This is a genomic window from Shewanella sp. SM74 (genome assembly GCF_025653725.1).
Taxonomy (GTDB): Bacteria; Pseudomonadota; Gammaproteobacteria; order Enterobacterales; family Shewanellaceae; genus Shewanella; species Shewanella oncorhynchi.
On the sequence record NZ_JAKKRZ010000007.1, the window covers coordinates 183,247 to 201,576 of the forward strand.

At 47.3% G+C, this 18,330-nt stretch carries 18 protein-coding genes; 5 read left to right on the forward strand and 13 right to left on the reverse strand.

Annotated elements, in window-relative coordinates; genetic code table 11:
- Nucleotides 1–45: 45 nt before the first annotated feature.
- A complete protein-coding gene (locus L5M49_RS09740; protein ID WP_263265947.1) occupies nucleotides 46–1,155 on the forward strand; it encodes an energy transducer TonB in 1,110 nt (369 codons plus the stop codon).
- Nucleotides 1,156–1,162: 7 nt separating this feature from the next.
- On the opposite strand, the gene L5M49_RS09745 is transcribed toward L5M49_RS09740, so the two are convergent.
- The 3 genes from L5M49_RS09745 to L5M49_RS09755 form a co-directional block, all read right to left on the reverse strand.
- A complete protein-coding gene (locus tag L5M49_RS09745) occupies nucleotides 1,163–1,492 on the reverse strand; it encodes a cysteine-rich CWC family protein (RefSeq protein WP_263237667.1) in 330 nt (109 codons plus the stop codon).
- Nucleotides 1,493–2,103: 611 nt separating this feature from the next.
- A complete protein-coding gene (locus L5M49_RS09750; protein ID WP_173496474.1) occupies nucleotides 2,104–2,451 on the reverse strand; it encodes a hypothetical protein in 348 nt (115 codons plus the stop codon).
- A gap of 134 nt (nucleotides 2,452–2,585) precedes the next feature.
- Nucleotides 2,586–3,086: a hypothetical protein gene (locus L5M49_RS09755; RefSeq protein WP_173496473.1), complete on the reverse strand. Its 501-nt coding sequence runs from the start codon at nucleotides 3,084–3,086 to the stop codon at nucleotides 2,586–2,588.
- 303 nt (nucleotides 3,087–3,389) lie between these two features.
- Between L5M49_RS09755 and L5M49_RS09760 the strand changes: the two genes are divergently transcribed.
- Entirely contained in the window at nucleotides 3,390–3,521 is a 132-nt protein-coding gene (locus L5M49_RS09760; RefSeq protein WP_263256641.1) for a hypothetical protein, read from the forward strand.
- Between the two features lie 200 nt (nucleotides 3,522–3,721).
- Here L5M49_RS09760 and L5M49_RS09765 read toward each other — a convergent pair whose 3' ends face one another.
- The 5 genes from L5M49_RS09765 to slyA form a co-directional block, all read right to left on the reverse strand.
- Nucleotides 3,722–4,789 (reverse strand): c-type cytochrome, encoded by a 1,068-nt coding sequence (locus L5M49_RS09765; RefSeq protein WP_263265948.1) that lies wholly within the window; start codon nucleotides 4,787–4,789, stop codon nucleotides 3,722–3,724.
- A gap of 10 nt (nucleotides 4,790–4,799) precedes the next feature.
- Nucleotides 4,800–5,423, reverse strand: coding sequence for a c-type cytochrome (locus L5M49_RS09770; protein WP_263164529.1), 624 nt, complete (start codon nucleotides 5,421–5,423; stop codon nucleotides 4,800–4,802).
- Between the two features lie 225 nt (nucleotides 5,424–5,648).
- Nucleotides 5,649–6,677 carry a DUF2955 domain-containing protein gene (locus L5M49_RS09775; RefSeq protein WP_263265949.1) on the reverse strand — a complete coding sequence of 343 codons (1,029 nt, stop codon included), beginning with the start codon at nucleotides 6,675–6,677 and terminating at the stop codon, nucleotides 5,649–5,651.
- A gap of 214 nt (nucleotides 6,678–6,891) precedes the next feature.
- Nucleotides 6,892–7,950 carry an HlyD family secretion protein gene (locus L5M49_RS09780; RefSeq protein WP_263265950.1) on the reverse strand — a complete coding sequence of 353 codons (1,059 nt, stop codon included), beginning with the start codon at nucleotides 7,948–7,950 and terminating at the stop codon, nucleotides 6,892–6,894.
- An 8-nt stretch (nucleotides 7,951–7,958) separates the two neighbouring features.
- Nucleotides 7,959–8,432: a transcriptional regulator SlyA gene (slyA, locus tag L5M49_RS09785; RefSeq protein ID WP_263186137.1), complete on the reverse strand. Its 474-nt coding sequence runs from the start codon at nucleotides 8,430–8,432 to the stop codon at nucleotides 7,959–7,961.
- 223 nt (nucleotides 8,433–8,655) lie between these two features.
- Here slyA and L5M49_RS09790 point away from each other — a divergent pair, with 223 nt between their 5' ends.
- Nucleotides 8,656–10,557 carry a methyl-accepting chemotaxis protein gene (locus L5M49_RS09790; protein WP_263265985.1) on the forward strand — a complete coding sequence of 634 codons (1,902 nt, stop codon included), beginning with the start codon at nucleotides 8,656–8,658 and terminating at the stop codon, nucleotides 10,555–10,557.
- 61 nt (nucleotides 10,558–10,618) lie between these two features.
- Here L5M49_RS09790 and metF read toward each other — a convergent pair whose 3' ends face one another.
- The 3 genes from metF to metB form a co-directional block, all read right to left on the reverse strand.
- The gene (metF, locus tag L5M49_RS09795) at nucleotides 10,619–11,506 is read right to left on the reverse strand and encodes a methylenetetrahydrofolate reductase (RefSeq protein ID WP_173247104.1); all 888 of its coding nucleotides are present in this window, start codon (nucleotides 11,504–11,506) and stop codon (nucleotides 10,619–10,621) included.
- A gap of 217 nt (nucleotides 11,507–11,723) precedes the next feature.
- Entirely contained in the window at nucleotides 11,724–14,117 is a 2,394-nt protein-coding gene (locus L5M49_RS09800) for a bifunctional aspartate kinase/homoserine dehydrogenase II (RefSeq protein WP_105251321.1), read from the reverse strand.
- 11 nt (nucleotides 14,118–14,128) lie between these two features.
- Nucleotides 14,129–15,292, reverse strand: a complete 1,164-nt coding sequence (gene metB / locus L5M49_RS09805) for a cystathionine gamma-synthase (RefSeq protein ID WP_212600086.1) — start codon at nucleotides 15,290–15,292, stop codon at nucleotides 14,129–14,131.
- 212 nt (nucleotides 15,293–15,504) lie between these two features.
- Between metB and metJ the strand changes: the two genes are divergently transcribed.
- The gene (gene metJ / locus L5M49_RS09810) at nucleotides 15,505–15,819 is read left to right on the forward strand and encodes a met regulon transcriptional regulator MetJ (RefSeq protein WP_105251319.1); all 315 of its coding nucleotides are present in this window, start codon (nucleotides 15,505–15,507) and stop codon (nucleotides 15,817–15,819) included.
- Between the two features lie 134 nt (nucleotides 15,820–15,953).
- Nucleotides 15,954–16,697: a sulfite exporter TauE/SafE family protein gene (locus L5M49_RS09815; RefSeq protein ID WP_263265951.1), complete on the forward strand. Its 744-nt coding sequence runs from the start codon at nucleotides 15,954–15,956 to the stop codon at nucleotides 16,695–16,697.
- A 106-nt stretch (nucleotides 16,698–16,803) separates the two neighbouring features.
- Here the strand turns inward: L5M49_RS09815 and nrfD are convergent, their stop codons facing one another.
- Nucleotides 16,804–17,751 (reverse strand): NrfD/PsrC family molybdoenzyme membrane anchor subunit, encoded by a 948-nt coding sequence (gene nrfD / locus L5M49_RS09820; protein WP_263222945.1) that lies wholly within the window; start codon nucleotides 17,749–17,751, stop codon nucleotides 16,804–16,806.
- Nucleotides 17,752–17,753: 2 nt separating this feature from the next.
- Nucleotides 17,754–18,320, reverse strand: coding sequence for a 4Fe-4S dicluster domain-containing protein (locus L5M49_RS09825; RefSeq protein ID WP_113940053.1), 567 nt, complete (start codon nucleotides 18,318–18,320; stop codon nucleotides 17,754–17,756).
- Nucleotides 18,321–18,330 lie beyond the last annotated feature (10 nt).

The window sequence follows — 18,330 nt, forward strand, 5'->3', positions numbered from 1 at the left end:
ACACCTATGTATCATCTAAATTCATCAATAATAAGGATATATAGAATGTCACACGGAAAAATGCTGCCAATTGCCTGTCTTCTTGCCCTCACTTTAGGCACTTCTCTTAGCGTGCATGCCTCAGAAAATAGCTTTGCCAAAGCCTATAGTGACTATCAAGCCGCCGTAGAAAAAGGCGATGCTGCAAATATTGAAGCAAGCGCAAAAACCGCTTATCTACTCGGCGAAGCCCAATATGCCAAAGACAGTGTCGACTTAGCGAATCTCGCCATGAACTGGGCCAGCGCGATAGAAAAGCAAGTCGCCCCTTACCCATTTGCAGAAAAGAATCTGCCAAAAACGGCGAAGGCAAATGAGTTGTATCAGCTCGCTCTGGCTAACTATAAAGTTCATTATGGCAAAGAAGCGCTTGAGCTTATCGACCCCTTACTGGGGGCTGCACAAACCGCCGTTGAAGCCAAAGATGCGAAAAATGATTTGCTTACTGCTATCGCAATTGCTGAAAAATCCGATAAAAAGAAACTGCTCGCCGATGTAAAAATGGCCGCCTTCAACCGCTTATCAAATACAGAGCTATACATCAAAAGCGTAAGACGCTATGCCTTCGATGCCTATGATATTTATAAAGAGATTTTACCAGAGAACGCCATAGACAGAGTCAAGGCAACCTATGTGGTGGGTGCAGTTGAGTATGCAGAAAAGCATGATGACAAGGCGATGCCATTGCTTTTAGAAGTCGTGAAGCAATTTGAAGCCCTTAACTTTAGCCATCCCTATGCCTTAAGTGCCCACGCTTATTTAGTCGAACTCTATGAGCGCCAAGGAAAGCGTGACGAGTCCACCGCCCACTGTATTGCTATCGGCAAAATGCGTCCTTGGGCCGACGCACAGGAACAACAACCTATTTTCCGTATCGTACCAGACTATCCAATGTCCTATGCTAAGCAACGTAAAAGTGGCTGGGTTCAGCTTAAATTTACTGTCGATGAACATGGGTTCGTGAAAAATCCTGAAATTTTAGCCTCTAAGGGTGGTGCTTTATTTGAAAAAAAGAGTATTGAAACCTTAAATAAATGGCGTTACGCACCCAAGTTTGAAAATGGTATAGCCGTGGAAGCACAAACTAGCGTGCAAATGGATTACACCATAAACTAATAGCCCGCTATTTCACCTCATAACCTAGCCCGTCGCTCACACTCGATGGGCTTTTTTCATCCTGCTCTGCAAGCTGCCCCAGACTTAACCCCTGCTTAAGTTGGATTAAACAAGCTTGGCAAATACACGCATCGGCAGACAGTAAAATGGGGCTGATTGAATCTTGCAGCGAATCAGATGCTTGCGCTTGCAACACCGCCAAAGGCGGAAACACCTGCTGCGCGCACCAACAGTCCTCAATACCCTTACCAACAATCACCGCACATTGATTCGCGCCTTTGCACAAAGGGCAAATTTGCGCAGTTTCTAACTTAGGTTCTTCCAACGGCTGAGACACGGTAATCCTTATTGCAAGATAAGTTGTTATAGCGCGGAGATCATAATAGATTTTTGCAACTCAAACTTAGTTGATTGGCACCAAAGTGAGACTTTAAAACTTTCCAAACTACGTTTGAATGCTTTAGTTAAAAAGTCGTGGGGCTTCACCCTGATTTTTAATAAAGAGTCGACCAAGGAGAACTGCTCGTCCTATCAAAAACATCCATGTTAAATAGCCAGCTCGATATCCCTTATCGCGCGCTGCCCTTCGCCCTTGGATGCTCCTTTGCCGAACAACGTCCATGTCTAACTGCCAGTTCGCCATCCGCGGCTCTCGTTCGTAACGCTGCTATGCAGCACTCATCCTAGCGCAGTGACATGCATTAGTGAGTGGCTTCGTACTTATTCGAAAATCGCTAACGCTTCCGATGGGGCGTCCCTTCCCCCGAAAGCTACGCAGACGTCCTCTCTGCGTCACGCGCTCTCCTTTTAATAAAGAGTCTTCAACACCCTTCAGCTACTTCGCAGGGGGAAGGTGAACTTCTGTCGCCACAGTACCAGTTATTAATCCCCAAACATCTATGCCTGTCAGATCTTTCTCTTAGTCAGAGCGTTTATTTTCTTGTTAGTTTACGTTTTTTCTTTGTAAATAAAACACTTATAAACAAGTAGCAAAAATATAAATTGAAATAAACCACAAATCACCCAAACACGATCCTCTATTTTTTCAATCATAGTTTTATATCTGGTCTGAGCCTCTAATTGTGTTTCTAAAAGTTGAATGCGGGCGTTGAGAATTGCTACATTTTCAGTTTGATATTGATCTAATTTACTCGCAGAAAGGCTTTGCTCCATAATGGAATTAAAATTTCCAAGCCGTGATCCTAAGTCTAAGGAAGAATAGATCCCAAAAGATACCAATGAAAATAGAGCAACTAATATAAATTTCTTAGATAACTTAAACTTAATAACATCCATGCTCGACATTTCCTAGTAACCTAACGCCCTGTTAAGATGTGAGCCACGCAATACCAAAGCTCCTGTATACCACCTTAAACACTAAACACAACACATAGTAAAAATGCCATGTGTTGCGAATCGCTCTTGAACAGTTAACTGTTTATTAGACCCAGTCTAACAGCGTTTTGTATAAAAATAGTCGCATCATCGTCAGACAATCGCTCAAATGGAGTGTATTCAACGCCCATTTCGATTAATTTATGTTTTTGCCCAATTAAGTAGGCAGTACCACGATCAAACCTAGCCTCAAAAAGGCTTTGAATACGGGGTGAAGCGGCTTTTGAAAAAACTGTTCGAAATAGCGATAAATCAATGATTAAATCATCAACCTCCACCCAAGCGTGACCGTCCCATTGTCCGATTACACCAGTCTTTTGATTTAGTGTTGGTTTAATTGGGTGATGATCAAATATCTTGGAATCAGCCACTGACAAACTTCCCGTCACAAATCTAATCTCGACAGGCAAGTGATCATTCATCATTGCAGCTAACATTGCACTCATATATAAACAGCTACCATCAACTGGTTCGAAGTTCTGAGTTATATTTTCAGCCATAAATAGAACTTCTTCTACCAATTCGCTTCGTGTCATTTAAACTCCAAACTCAAGAAACAGTTAATAGTGTGTTACCCGCACTTCTAATAAAACCTGCCCTCTAAAGGGCTAAGCATCTGCGTGTTACGGATAAATCAACATATGGATAATCAGTGCTAAGAAGGTGAGTATCATTTAATCTTTCCACTAAATAAAGAAATACAGTAAGGTGTAACAATACTCTATTTTTTTTATGTTATTCAACCAAAAACCATAGTAAATCAGCTTCTTAGAAAACTTAGAGAGGGTTAGACTCCCCCGATATATTTTGCCCACTCAAGATAGTTTAATGAGCCACCCATGGCTAAATTCTCTGTGTACTTTAATGATGCTAATGCTCAAAAGGCGAGTCATGGTGATTTGCGAGACGACCGTCCGCCCCATGGACGGGGCGGTCGAGCATCCACGGATGGACTGGCTGCGTGTCGGTGAGCGAATACCATGACAAGCCGATACTAGCGGGCTAAACCACTAAGTATTAATACCCTGAAATCACAGAGCGCTCAGTAGAATTGACCAACACATATTTGACCAATAAAAAAGCCAGCAAAGCTAAATGCTTACTGGCTTTTCTGTCTAACTTATTTACTCGCTTTATAACATCACACGAGCACTTAATCTCAGCGGCTCAACTATGACTTCTTAGGAAAAATCGGATAGGACTCAGTGCCTAACACTTTGCCATCAACAGTGAGACCATAGTAATCGCTGTCATTATGGTATTTCTCCTGCGCTTGCTTTACATCACCTTTGCTACGTGGGTCCTGCGGACGCTCGTGGGAGTTGATGTAAGCGGCAACATCCCAAGCCTGTTGGTTCGTCAGCTGCATGCTCTTACCAAAGGGCATGTTTTCATAAATGAAAAATGCGGCAGTATTGACCCTGTGCATTCCCGCTCCCCAGTTATAACTTTGAGGTCCCCACAGCGGCGGCAGTGCATACACACCCGCAATGGCTTGACCTTGCCCATCAACACCATGACAAGTTTGGCAATGGGCGACATACACAGCTTTACCTCGTTCAGGTGAATAGGCTTGTTCGGGTTTTGGGATCTCAGGATAAGCTCGCCCCGGCAAGTTAGCACGTTGCTCAACTGTCATCGCCTTAGCTAATGCCTCTGGTAGTGGGAAGTCATCCCGCTTGGCACCTTTGACTAACTCAGCATCACCGATCTCAGGAACAGGGCCACTGATATTAGCCTCATCCATCAAGCCGCCCATGCCTAACCAATAGGCGTAGGCAGAAAGCGCCACTAATTCAGGGCTACCTGATGCTGGTGCTTTACCATTCATCGAATAGTTAAAACAACCTTGGATGCGTTCTTCAAAGCTACTGACTTTATTGTCTTTTTTACGATACGCCGGATAAGCAAAATACGCGCCCCAAAGGGGTGATGCATTGGCTTTACGGCCTGCATCCATATGGCAATTGGTACAGTTAAGCTCATTACCTACATACTTATCACGCAGCTGTTGGGTATTCACAAACAGTTGATAACCTAAACGTACTTTGTCACCAAAGGCGCCTTCGGGAATCGCACTCAAAGGTCTAGGGGTAAGATAGGTTTGATCTGCTACCTTAGGGAAAGAAGGCAGCGGAGCTTGCTTATCTGGGCGTTCTTGTACTGGCTCAGTTTCAGCTTGCGCCTGAACGGTTAACGACCCCATCGCGGCCAGTAATAACATTGCGGAATATTTCATGGCCGGCTCCTTATTTTAAATTCGCAAAGTAGTTGGCTAACGCATCAATCTCGGCGACGGTGAGCTTATTCGCGACGCTCCCCATCATGCCATCGACATCACCTTTACGTGTTCCCGACTGCCATGCTAATAATTGCGTTTTGATATAACTCGCCTGTTGACCTGCTAAGCGAGGAAATAAGCCGCCACCTAATGCAGAAGGACCATGGCAGGTCACGCAGGCTGGTAAACCACGGGACCAATCACCTTGATAGGCTAAACGGGCGGTATCATCATTAAAAACAACTTGTTCACCGCGGATAACAGGCTTGACGTCATTGGCAGGCTTAGCTGAAAAATAGCTCGACACTTGCTCAATACCGTCACCTTGGAGCGTCATTGCCATCGGCATCATGGTCGCGTTTTGGCGAACGCCCGCTTGGAAATGCTGCAATTGTGTCGAGATATATTCTTTAGATAATCCCGCTAATCGAGGGCCGAGTGGTTCAATACCCTCACCCCCTGCCCCATGGCAAGACACACATAACTGCGCAGCTTGTGGCATAACGTTCATCGATTGTTTGTCAGAAGGCTCGGCGGCAGCGGCATAGCCGCTACATAGCGTTAAGCCTATGACTAATGTTTTAATCTTCATGTTCTATCCTTGAAGAGAATTAAGCTCTAAAGCATAGGGGTTATTGTTATTTATGTTTGTGCTCACACACTAAACCCATTTTAAAATCAGCCGCTCATTTTTAAAACAGCCAATAAATGAGCCTTAACATTCATTAAGAGTCACTTATTGTTCAATTCAAACGGGATAAATTTACCTTACTCTGTACAAGGTTAAGCTGCAAGCCTTCAAGACTTAATGGCCTGCTCAATAACCAAATCGCGTCGATTCGAAACGATTCAATAACTTATGTATCAAATAGCATAAAAGTAACGTGCCAACGATAGCGATTAAAATACTGCTCACTCGATATAAGGCACTGAAGATTAAGTCGTTACCTGGGGTCAAATACTGCCCAAACAAAATCCCTAACGTGGTCATAGCACCAAAACCGACACCTGAGCCATTCGCCTCGCGCACATGGGATTGGCTAAAAATCATCAGTCCAATCCACAACAAGGGCACAACTAACATCAATAGCCCTGACCAATCATAGAGCAGCAACTGCACGAGTATCCCAAACGACACCCCCAACAGGGTGCCTATGGCGCGCTTACGGGCATAGTCGAGTGCACCATTCCAATGCATGGGAAACAATAGCAAAAGAGTGGTCGCTTGAGCCGACATCGAATCCCGCAGATCAAATATTTGGAACACCAGAAATGATGCCGTCGCTATGGTCGCGCCGAGCAAGGCTTCGTGGCGCATTCGATGCGGCGCCTTAGGCCCAGGTTTGTAAGCCGCTCTTGGTTCAACATCGGGCCAGAGTACCGTCATAGCGTAGGCGATAACCACCGACAGTGCGGTCGCCCAAAAGTTACTGAAAACTAAGTCGTTTAAGTCAACCCCTGGATAGCTAGCAAAGTGCAGCATGATACTGAGACTCAGCACACCGTTGGCACCAAAGAGAAACAAACTGCCGCGGGACATGGCCGCAAAGCGGTATAAAAATAATAGGAAAACGATGGGAGTCATCATACTGGGATGGCTGCCAAAGAAACCGCCGAGTAACCCAACCTCTAACCCAGCCATGGCAGATGAAGCCAATAATTGGCGCATAGCATGGCCATTCATCACTGGCACTAATCCGAGTAGTAGCATAGGTGTCACAGTGAAGAAGACTCCATTGCTCCAACCAAAAATTTTACACAGGGTAAAACCTAAGGTCGCGCCAGTCGCAATCCGTAAACACTGGCGTAAATCGTTGGCCGTCAATGGACTATGGCGTAGTAACATGCTCGTCGCCTTGTTCTATCGATACATTAAATGAGGATGTTTAGCTGGCTTATGCTGCGTTCACACTTATGTTGCTTTGAAGCGTTCACTCAAGCCACTCGCGGCAAATACAAACCAACCGCGAGTCACTCGTGCTCGTCAACACAGATAAGTACTAATGGATATGCCGGTAAAGATGCTGGTAAATACGCTAGTAAACATTCTAGTAAATAGGCTAGTAAATATAGTGCAGCAAGCTGATTGCTTTAATCTGCACCTTAGCGAGCAAGCTGAACAGGCTATTCTCAGGCAGCAATTGCACAGTCGCGCGCGCACCCGCTGGCAAGCTGTTCATCGCCATCCCATCTAACTCCAAATGCAGTCTCAATCTTTGGGCATCACGTACCCAACGGTCCGATTCCTGCGGCGCGGCTAAACGGCCATTGGCATCGAATTGCCCAGCACTCACGCCCGCATCGACACTGCTCACCGTCGCCCGATATAAACGCCCAGGTTCGCCATCGAACGCAATCAAAGCGGTCGAAGTCGCATTAACTCCACGCAGGCTCTTCTCGCGAAAATCGGCAATAATATCCACTTTATCCGATACCACAGCCAACAGAGGTTGCCCCACGGTCGCAAAACTCCCGACTTCTAACTGCAGGTTAGTCACTATCCCATCCTGATCTGCACGTATTTGGGTGTAAGACAGATTAAGCTCAGCTTGGGCTAAATGGTTTTGCGCCTGACGCACTTTAAGATTCTCTTCGCCATAACTGCCACGACTCACTTTGAGTTTTTCTAAACGCGCATTGGCGGCAAGCAAATTTGCTTCAGCAGCTGCGGCATCGCTATCGGCTAGCTCCTTTTGCTGCTGCGATACGCCATGGGTGGCATACAGGGCATCGAGACGTTTAGCCTCGCTGCGTTTTTGTTGTGAGGTGGTTTTATTGGCATTGACCTCGGCCTTAGCGGCTAGTAGCGAGGCATCTAACTCAGCATTATCTTGACGGGCTTGCTCTAAGGCCAATTTAGCTTGCGATACCGCTAACTCATAAGGCGCGGGATCGACTTGAAACAACAAATCGCCCTTGGTAACCGCTTGGTTATTGGTCACGGCTATGGTCTGGATTTTACCACTGATCTGCGGTGTCACTTTAGTCACTACACGGGTCGCCATGGCTTGAGGCGTCAATGGCATCATAGTGTCGGCCAGCATGAAATAGCCAAAAACCATCACAAAGCCAAACATGGCAAATTTTACTAAACGAGCAAACTGTTGATCCGGTGTCATCTTCTTTCTCACAAAAGGGTGTCTGTAACCTTGGTTAATTTGGCGCTGGCGTTGTCGCTGATCAGGCTAATAATGCGTTCAAATTCGCTCAACTCTTCGGCACTGATCCCGCCTAATAACTCACGGCGCACTTGAATAATCCGCGCTTCCATTTGCTTTAAAACATCTAATCCCGCTGGCGTCAGGCTCACAATCCTTGCCCGCTTATCTTTGTCACAACAATGACGCTCGACTAAACCTTGATCTTCTAATTGCCCTAAGGTGCGCATTAGCGAAGCCAATTCAATTTCTAAGGCATCGGCCAATACTTTCTGGCTCACGCTGTCGCCTAAACGCAGCAGTTTCCAAAGGGCAGTCCAACGAGGATGAGTTAATCCTAAAGGTGCTAGCTCAACATCGGCCACGGTACGCCACAGTCGATGCAGACGGCCTAAATGCTCCGCCAGTGATAACTCTTTTAGTCGCTCTAATTCTTTTTGCATCTTGCCCACCCACTTAGTTAGCGTGCTAAGCATTATACTTAGTTAGCAGGCTAAGTAAATATTTAGGTCACAAATAGATCTGTGTCCAAGGGCACGAAACGAGCGTAAGAGGGAATAAATAACGTAAAAAGGTTCGCGCCCTCTCAAATCTTATCAAGTTGTATCTCTATAATATCAAACGGATAAATTGAGTTGATTTGCACATGAATTGGAGGCTGTTTTGATAAATCTAAAAATTAGTACGAGGATCGTTATTGGGATCTGTCTATTACTGTTAACAGTAATGAGCTTTATCATGCCGCTCGTTCTCTCTGAATTCAGTCGCCAAGTTGCAGAATCCGAGCAAAGAGAACTCCATAAGATCTATGAAACCGCTGTTGCCGAGATAGCCTCATCGGGCAAATTAGCCGAAGCAATGGCAACCATCATCTCACTCACGCCAGAAGTTCAAAGCACCTTTGCAACAGGCGAGCGTGATGAACTCACCACCCGTACCTTACCTATATTCACCCAACTTAAGCGCGATTTTGCGGTTCAGCAATTCCAATTTCATAGGCCACCAGCCACTTCTTTTCTACGCTTGCATCGTCCCGAAAAATTTGGCGATGATCTCACCAGCATACGCAAGACCATAGTGGAAACAAATAGCCAAAAGCGCCCTCTTTATGGCTTGGAATATGGAGTGGAAGGATTAGGTATTCGTGGTTTAGTTCCAATGAGTTACAACGGGCAACACACAGGATCAGTTGAGTTTGGCATGTCCTTCGGTCAACCCTTTTTTGATAATTTTAAACAAGCCTATCAAGCAGAAATTGCCCTCATCTTGCCAGATGATTCTGGATATAAGTTATTTGGCGCGACATTCACGCCTGATACCCAAGCGACAGATGAACTCAATAACGTCATGCAAGGCCATGAAGTCATACGCACTATTTCCTTAAATAACAAAACCTATGCTCTGTATCGCAACGCCATAAAAGATTATTCAGGAAACGTATTTGGGGTACTCGATATTGCGATGGATAGAACCCATTCAGAAAAAGCGATAGCGGATATTCGCCTTAAGTTGATCCTTATCGGTTTAGTGGCTCTGGTCATTGGAACTGCCATTGCTTGGTTTATTGCCAAAGGCATTACTCGCCCTATCGCTGAAACCACCCAAGCCATGAATGATATCGCTGAAGGTGAAGGCGATTTAACCCGCAGAATCGCGGTAAAAGGTAAGGATGAAATTGCTGAATTATCGATGGCATTCAACCGCTTTGTAGAAAAAATTCACAACACAGTTTCCCACGTCGCCGACTCAACAAGCCTGCTCGCCACCTCTGCTGAAGAAATGTCGAGCATTACGCGGGAAACCCAGAAGATGGCGAGTCGTCAGCACCTCGAAACCGAGCAAGTTGCCACCGCAATGAATGAAATGGCCGCAACGGTACAAGAAGTTGCCCATAATGCGACCGATGCGGCCGATGCAGCCAATCATGCCAATGACTCAACCGAACAAGGCAAATTGGTTGTACAAAAAGTGGTAACCACTATCGCCATACTGGCCGAGGAAATAGCCACAGCAGCGAGTGAAATCAATGAATTAGAGCGTAATACCGCTGAAATCGATTCTGTACTTGTAGTTATCCGTAATATTGCCGACCAAACTAATTTACTCGCACTCAATGCGGCAATTGAAGCCGCAAGGGCGGGAGAACAAGGTCGAGGGTTTGCAGTCGTTGCCGATGAAGTACGCACTCTGGCGAGTCGCACTCAAGCATCTACGACGGAAATTCAGCAGATGATCGAAGCGCTTCAGCATAAAGCTAAGTCTACAGTCAATGCGATGGAAACCAGCACCCGCACCACCCAAAGCTGTGTATCCCAAGTTCACCAAGCGGGTGAAGCACTCGAAGCCATTACCCATGCGGTTTCCACCATTAGCCAGATGAATATCCAGATCGCCAGCGCTGCAAATGAGCAATGTGCGGTTTCGGCAGAAATTAATAAAAATGTTAATAACATCAATGATATTGCAACTAATGCGACAGATAGTGCGGTACAAACTGCACGCGCTGGCGATGAACTTGCCCAACTCGCAGCCCGTTTAACAACTTTATTAGCTCAATTTAGAATTTAAACAAAACAAAACAAAACGCCGCATTCTCTGCGGCGTTTTTATTAGCTTATTTTATAAGGTTTTATTTAGGACGCACGCCTAAAGTGTGGCAAATCGCGTAGGTCAATTCGGCGCGATTTAAGGTGTAAAAATGGAAATCCTTCACGCCTTCGCGGGACAGCACTTTCACCATGTCGATGGCCACGTTTGCCCCCACCAATTGGCGTGTACCCGCATCGTTTTCTAGGCCGTCGAATTGCTTATGTAACCAATTCGGTAACGACACATTGGTCATGCCCGCGAAACGTTTTAGCTGGGTAAAGTTAGTCACAGGTAAAATGCCCGGCACAATTTCAACGTCGATACCGGCGGCAACGCAGCGATCACGAAAACGCAGGTAAGATTCCACATCGAAGAAAAATTGGGTAATGGCACGGCTAGCGCCCGCATCAATCTTACGCTTAAGGTTGATCAAATCCGCCTGTGCATTACTCGCATCGGGATGCACTTCTGGATAAGCCGCAACGGAAATATCAAAGTCAGCCACAGAGCGCAGCAAACGCACTAAATCCGCTGCAAAACGGGTTGGCTTGGGGCTGCCTGCGGGCAAATCACCACGCAGTGCCACTATGTCACGAATGCCCGATTTCCAGTAATGCTTAGCCAGTTCTAACAGCTCTTCATCGCTGGCATCCACTAAGGTTAAGTGCGGCGCGGCAACGAGGTCAGTTTCCTGTTGGATACGTTCAATCACGCCGTGTGTGCGGTCGCGCACGCCTGAGTTAGCACCGTAAGTCACAGACACAAACTTAGGATTCAGCGGCTCTAAACGACGGATAGAATTCCACAGTATCTGTTCCATTTCGGGGGTCGATGGCGGGAAAAACTCAAAAGAAACATTAATATCGCCATTAAGCTCAGACAAGCTCTGGTTCAGCGATTGTGAATGTTGTGCGTGATGAAAAGCCATGTGTATTTCCTCAACCGCCCTTGGCGCTACTCTTTGCTAGTATGAATTAGTTCAAATGGACGTTTGGACGTCTATATGTCCATATACTAGAGAAACTGAGATGTAAGTCAAGCCAAAAAATACCCATAAACCGCATTTAATCTCGGTTAATTCGATAGATTTATTCTAGCCAATAAAAAAGGACTCGAATGAGTCCTTTTAGAGGCTTGATAGCGCATTATTCCTGCAGCAGATCGCGACAGATCTGGGTCAGATCCGACTGCACCGCCGCCGCTGTCACTTCGCGTCCTGCGCCTGGTCCACGGATGATCAGCGGATTACCTTGGTAGAAGACACTGCGGATCACAAACACATTATCACCAGGGGTTAAGTTGGCGTAAGGGTGATGGGTGTCAATCCACTGCAAACCCACTTCGGCCTTGAGCTCTGGACCGCTGTTGTCTAAGGATGCCACATATCTGAGCACCTTATTTTGCTCCGCCGCCGCACCATACTGTTGCAGCAGATCGGCATCTAACTCGGCAATGCGGGTGAGAAATTGATCTAAGGGAATATCCGCCAAAGCGGCTGGTACGAGTGAGCGCAGCTCAATATCTTCAAGCTCGATTTCAAGGCCAATCTCACGGGCTAAGATAAGCAGTTTACGCTGCATATCGCGGCCGGAGAGATCGTCGCGGGGATCGGGTTCAGTAATGCCTAAGCCTCTGGCTTCAATCACTAATTCTGAAAATGGCTTGCTGGTATCGTATTTCTCAAACAACCAACACAGCGTGCCAGAGAAAATCCCGCCCACCGCTTCAACGCTATCACCGCTGTTACGCAGATCATTTAGCGCATGTTGGATGGGTAAACCTGCGCCACAGCTGGCGTTATAGCGCCAAAACAAACGACGATTACCCAGTTGCTGCTTTAACTCTCGATAGAAAGGCAGTGGACCCGAGCCCGCAAGTTTATTCGCGCTCACCACATGGATGCCACGCTCGAACAGTTCTGGATATTGCAGCGTCAAACTGGCGCTGGCACTGATATCTAAGGCCACCAGCTCATCGCAGTTAACTTGCTCTAATTGCTCGAATAAATGTTCATACTGCCAAGGCGTTGCTTCAGTATTAAACTCTGTTTGCCACGCGGCAAGATTAATCCCAGTGGATTTAATCAAGGCTTTACTCGAACTGACTAAACCGACTAACTCAACACTGGCTTCGAGTTCATGGTCCAGTGATGGTGAAACCGACTTAAACAGATCGATCCAAGCCTCACCGATATTACCCACACCGAGCAGCAGGACGCCAATGCGTTTACGCGGACCAGCGCAGCGACGGTGGACTTTTTGGGTTAACAGATTCACCTGTGACTGAGGCACTAACGTCACTAAACTTAAATCGCCACTGAACAAAGGTTTAGCATCACGGCTCAGCAAACGCGCGAAGCTGCGGCGATAATGTTCGGCGTCGGCACTCACTAATGCGACTAAACCAAAATCTGTGTTGATCTGCTGCTCGCTGATCCCTAATGCTTCTGCCTCGGCATCGAGTAATCTTTGAACTTGTTTTTGATTCTCAGCGGTATAGGCAAGTTCAACTCTTTGATGGGCAGAGGTCCAATGGGCCAATGGCGTTAAACCCGCGGCAATCAATAAATCTAATAAACGAGTTAACTCCCCCGTGAGTTTAAAGCCAAACAGGACGACAGCATTGAGATTAGTCACCACAGGCGCGCTCGCCGACGAACTGTGGGGTGCGATTAAGGTGAAGTCGGTGTGCGATGCATAACTTGAACGCACCGCTAAGCTCACTTCGGTATTGAATAACGGCTGCAGAGTGCGCGAATGCAATACTGGCGAGCCCAAACGCGCTAGGCGATCGGCTTCGGCAAGTGACATGCTTTTCAGTAACTTGGCATCGTTGATTTTATTAGGATCGGCGTTGAATACCCCTTCCACATCGGTCCAAATGGTCACGCGCTCGATATCGGCGAGACTAGCAATCAGGCTGGCGCTAAAATCTGAACCATTACGGCCAAGTAATAGGGTATCGCCACGCTCGTTAGCGCAGATAAAACCTGTGATCACTAAGCGTTCATTGGGATGCGCGGCTAATAGGGCTTGTACTTTAGCGCGGGATTCTTGTACCCGAATTTGTGGCACAGCGGCTTCATCGGCCACTAAAATTGAACAGGCATCCACATGGCTTGCCGCCACGCCAGATTCGCGCAGTAGCGCCGCCATTAAACGTGCCGACCAACGTTCGCCAAAGCTCACCACATGGTTGATTTGGTATTCGTTGCGCTCGTCTAAGGACAACAAGCTGATGAGTTGCGCTTTATCCGTGGCCAAACGCTCACGCAGATCGCGGGCTTGTTCATTCGACAACAACTGCTCAATCAACCCCTGTTGGTAGCTGATCAGCACTTGTAACTCTTCTTGCCATAGCTGACCCGCATCACGCAGCGCTAATAATTTATACAGGAAATTCGTGCTTTTACCCGCCGCAGAGACCACCACAAGATCATCACTATGACCGTGGGTTAACAGGATATGGGCGACTCGACGATAACAATCGGCATCCGCTAAACTGGAGCCACCAAATTTATGTAAGTGACAACGTGCCATCTATTATTCCTCTACTGACAAGCCGCAACGGCGGCTAATCCTGCTTGAATATCTGCAACTAAATCGGCGGCATCTTCAATACCCACCGATAGACGCAATAGGGTGTCCTTAATACCAGCCTCGAAGCGCGCCTGCGGCTCCATGGCTCTGTGGGTCATAGTGGCGGGCACTGCCACTAAACTTTCGACGCCACCTAAACTTTCCGCCACGCTAAATAAGCTGAGTGCACCTAAAAAGGCCACCACTTCGGCCTCGCCGCCTTTGAGTTCAAAACTCAGCATAGCGCCAAAGCCCTGTTGTTGCTTGGCCGCAATGGCGTGGCCTGGGTGATCCGCAAGCCCTGGGTAATAGACTTTACTCACCACAGGGCTTTGGGTTAATACCTCAATAATACGCTGGGCATTGGTTTGATGCTCGCGAATACGCACCGCTAAGGTACGCAGGCCGCGCAGGGTCAGATAACTGTCGAAGGCTGACCCCGTTAAGCCTAGAGTGTTCGACCACCAATGTAAGCTTTCGCCGATTTGCGCGTCTTTGGCGACCACTGCGCCGCCGACCACATCGCTGTGACCATTGATATATTTAGTGGTGGAGTGGATAACGATATCCGCGCCTAACAATAGGGGTTGTTGCAATATCGGCGATAAAAAGGTGTTATCAACCACCACCAGCGCGCCGACCTCATGGCTCACCTTAGCAATGGCTTCGATATCCACCACACGCAATAACGGGTTCGATGGGGTTTCGAGCCACACCATCTTAGGATTCTGCGCAATGGCGGCGGCTAACGCTTGGCTGTCGGTTTGGTCGACCACAATGAGCTTAAACTGGCCTTTCTTCGCCAAGTTGGTAAATAAACGGTAGGAACCACCATAGCAATCATGGGGCACAACTAATAGGTCATCGGGGCCGAGTAAGGTGGTCACTAAGGTGATGGCCGCCATGCCAGTGCAGGTCACTATACCAGTGGCGCCCTTTTCTAATTGGGCTAATGCTTCGCCTAAAATGCAGCGCGTTGGGTTGCCTGAACGACTGTAATCGAATTCGCGGGGATTTTTATGACCATCGAAGGCGTAATTAGTCGACAAATAAATCGGTGGCACAACTGCACCATATTGAGTATCGCTTTCGATACCCTGACGCACTGCCAGTGTGGCTAATTGACGCTCTGCCATGGGTGGACTCCTAAATTCGGTAGACTGATAGAGATGTCTGGACGTCTAAATGTACCTAAGCCCAACGCCATCGTCAATAGGCGTGAAGACGTTTAGACGTCTGAACATAAAGAAATCTGTTTGCAATCACAAAGAAATAGTAGCAATAATTTGACTGTTGTTTGTAAGGGTTTAAAATCTGCCCCGAATTTAGCGTTATAACAGGTGAGTCAATGACTGAATGGAATGGGGAATACATCAGCCCCTATGCTGAACATGGCAAGAAGAATGAACAAGTAAAAAAAATTACTGTGTCTATTCCGCTCAAAGTGCTTAAGGTCCTCACGGACGAACGTACTCGTCGTCAGGTCAATAATTTGCGTCACGCCACCAACAGCGAGCTGTTGTGTGAGGCATTTTTGCACGCCTACACTGGTCAGCCATTGCCCAACGATGAAGATCTGTCAAAAGACAACCCAGACAGCATTCCTGCCGAAGCCAAGTTGTTGATGGATCAAATGGGAATCGAGTGGGAAGACATGGAATAGCGACTCGTCGCTTTCAAAGTCATATCACAGTGCTCATCAATAGGGATCGTTAACGATCCCTTTTTGTTTATACCCAAGCGACTTCAAACTTTAAATTTCACTATCTTGAGGTGGTTTGGGATATAGGAAATCCTATGTTTTCTATGATAGATCCACAGACACTCGCCTTAGCCTCGCTGGTCGTGTTTCTGGGCGCCTTAACCCAAAGTCTGATTGGGTTTGGGCTTGCGGTTGTAGCCAGTCCTTTGCTGTATATCGTCGATCCACAACTCGTGCCAGCGCCTGTGATTGCTATGGGTTTCTCCATCGCCCTGCTGACCTTAGTGCGTGAACGCGGCCACTTAGAATTCAATGGCCTGCAATATGCGCTCCTAGGTCGCGTGCCCGGCGGTTTTATCGGCGCGAGTTTATTGCTGTTTGCGCCTCAGCCCATACTGGGTTTATCCATCGCCGCCATTGTGACTGTCGCAGTGATCCTCAGCCTATATAAATTCAGCCTGCCAGTGAATAAGAAAACCCTCTTCGGTGCGGGCGTGGTTTCAGGGATCTTCGGCAATATCGCCGCGATTGGTGGCCCGCCGATGGCGATTCTATTATCGGGCAAAGATGCCTCGCAGTTTCGCGCCGCCCTGTCGGCCTTCTTCATTTTTAGCTCCATGATTGCACTGATCATTTTAGCAATCACTGGCTTATTAGAATTAAAACATCTGTGGCTGTCGTTGATGCTGCTACCCTCAGTGATTTTAGGTTACTTAGTCGCAGGACGATTAGTGGGCCGTGTCGATAAAGAGAAGACAAAGATGGCGACGTTAGTCCTGTGCAGTATCAGCGCCTTAGTGCTAACGGTGAAGTCGGTTATCGAGTTATTACCCCAATAAGCGTCCCGCTTGTACTGGCAAACCTTCTCAAGATTCAAACAATAAAAAAGCACTGACATTGCCAGTGCTTTTTCTTTATCTATCAATACGTAAAGCAAGCTTACACTCAGCTTAAATAGCTTTGCCCTGCGTACACAATAAAGTGTCTTAAGGCGAGTACGCCCGTTAAGCTCGCACAAGCAACCATGATCATCGCGCCCTTAGTGTGGCGAGTCGCGGCGGGTAGCAGCATAAACAGCAATGGAATACCAAAGCCGATACCGACAACACCTATCCAGAACACGCTTGCCCATAGCCCAGACGTTAACGATGCTAAGGCCGCAGCTGCCGCGCCGCCCTTGAAGTACAAGGCGCAAAACAACATGAACAGGAATAGAATTTCAATCGCCATCACAGGCAATTCTAAACCGTGCATCTTCACTAAAGTTTTGTCGTGGCTGTCAGTCTTAAACATCAGCAACGCCAGTACCGCATTTGCCGCAGCGCCCGCCGATAGACCTGACACTAAAAACAGCGCAGGCAGCACCGCAGTGTTGAGCATAGGATAGGCATTCATCGCCGAAATTAAGAAGCCAGTGTAAGCCCCTACGCCAATGGCGAGGACAAACAACAATACTTCAATCAGCCTTCGAAATGGCATAAGTAACTTAGCGATAGGTGTTAGGAAACCCAAACCCCATTTTGGTAAGTCATCCCGCAGCACAATAATGGCGTACGCAAAAGCTAAGGGAGAATACGCCAGCAGCGCCAGCACCCCGATTGCCATCACAGACTGGAAGTTATAGTGAATTAAGATCAGCCAAAAGTGGAATGGTTTGGTTAAGTCAAACACTAAGCAAGCTAGACCTAAGCTAATTGCTACAGGCCCAATAATGGCTGCCGCCTTAAGAATGCTGCTTTCAGCTCCCGCGCTGAGTTCCTTATTCGCCCAGCGTAAACCAATGCCAATCAATAAACTGCCCGCGGATAACCCCGCCATAAACAGGTAAACGGCGATGACCCAGTGCCAAGTGACAGGATCATATTGCGCCATGTCGCCCCAAGTATTGTTCATAATCAAATCCCCCCTCTTTTGGTAGGAACGCGATATACCCTAGGTTTTGTGCCCAAATGGGTTTTATCTTGGTAAGTGATTTTAGTGTTGAGCATGATGGCCACTTCACTCTGCGGATCATTGGCATCACCAAAAACCAAGGCATCGGTTGGACACACTGTCACACACGCTGGCTCTTCGCCCCGTGCTAAACGACTGTCTTTACAGAAGTTACACTTGTCCGCCGCCTTGGTTTCTGGGTTCATAAAGCGCACTTTATAAGGGCACGCTGCCACACAGTACATACAACCGACACACTTCTCGGTATGGATAGAGATAATGCCATCTTCACCCACATAGGCCGCGCCTGTTGGGCACACTTTAACGCAGGGTGCATCTTCACATTGCTGGCAAGATACCCTGTGATATTTGAAATGCAGATTGGGCATCTCACCAAAGGGGCCTTCCACACGCACTTGCAGACGAGTTACGCCTTCGGGTACGCCATTTTCACTGCGACACGCCACGTTACAAGCTTGGCAGCCGATGCACTTATTCTCGTCGTGCACCATTACATATCGTTTATTCATTTAAGCCTCC

Excerpts from the sequence above, each read along its gene's own strand:
- L5M49_RS09740 (WP_263265947.1), top strand. The coding sequence starts at position 46 with ATGTCACACGGAAAAATGCTGCCAATTGCCTGTCTTCTTGCCCTCACT.
- L5M49_RS09755 (WP_173496473.1), bottom strand. The coding sequence starts at position 3,086 with ATGACACGAAGCGAATTGGTAGAAGAAGTTCTATTTATGGCTGAAAAT.
- L5M49_RS09750 (WP_173496474.1), bottom strand. The coding sequence starts at position 2,451 with ATGGATGTTATTAAGTTTAAGTTATCTAAGAAATTTATATTAGTTGCT.
- slyA (WP_263186137.1), bottom strand. The coding sequence starts at position 8,432 with ATGCAAAAAGAATTAGAGCGACTAAAAGAGTTATCACTGGCGGAGCAT.
- metF (WP_173247104.1), bottom strand. The coding sequence starts at position 11,506 with ATGGCTTTTCATCACGCACAACATTCACAATCGCTGAACCAGAGCTTG.
- nrfD (WP_263222945.1), bottom strand. The coding sequence starts at position 17,751 with ATGAACAATACTTGGGGCGACATGGCGCAATATGATCCTGTCACTTGG.
- metJ (WP_105251319.1), top strand. The coding sequence starts at position 15,505 with ATGACTGAATGGAATGGGGAATACATCAGCCCCTATGCTGAACATGGC.
- L5M49_RS09775 (WP_263265949.1), bottom strand. The coding sequence starts at position 6,677 with ATGTTACTACGCCATAGTCCATTGACGGCCAACGATTTACGCCAGTGT.
- L5M49_RS09815 (WP_263265951.1), top strand. The coding sequence starts at position 15,954 with ATGTTTTCTATGATAGATCCACAGACACTCGCCTTAGCCTCGCTGGTC.
- metB (WP_212600086.1), bottom strand. The coding sequence starts at position 15,292 with ATGGCAGAGCGTCAATTAGCCACACTGGCAGTGCGTCAGGGTATCGAA.
- L5M49_RS09770 (WP_263164529.1), bottom strand. The coding sequence starts at position 5,423 with ATGAAGATTAAAACATTAGTCATAGGCTTAACGCTATGTAGCGGCTAT.
- L5M49_RS09760 (WP_263256641.1), top strand. The coding sequence starts at position 3,390 with ATGGCTAAATTCTCTGTGTACTTTAATGATGCTAATGCTCAAAAGGCG.
- L5M49_RS09780 (WP_263265950.1), bottom strand. The coding sequence starts at position 7,950 with ATGACACCGGATCAACAGTTTGCTCGTTTAGTAAAATTTGCCATGTTT.
- L5M49_RS09800 (WP_105251321.1), bottom strand. The coding sequence starts at position 14,117 with ATGGCACGTTGTCACTTACATAAATTTGGTGGCTCCAGTTTAGCGGAT.
- L5M49_RS09765 (WP_263265948.1), bottom strand. The coding sequence starts at position 4,789 with ATGAAATATTCCGCAATGTTATTACTGGCCGCGATGGGGTCGTTAACC.
- L5M49_RS09825 (WP_113940053.1), bottom strand. The coding sequence starts at position 18,320 with ATGAATAAACGATATGTAATGGTGCACGACGAGAATAAGTGCATCGGC.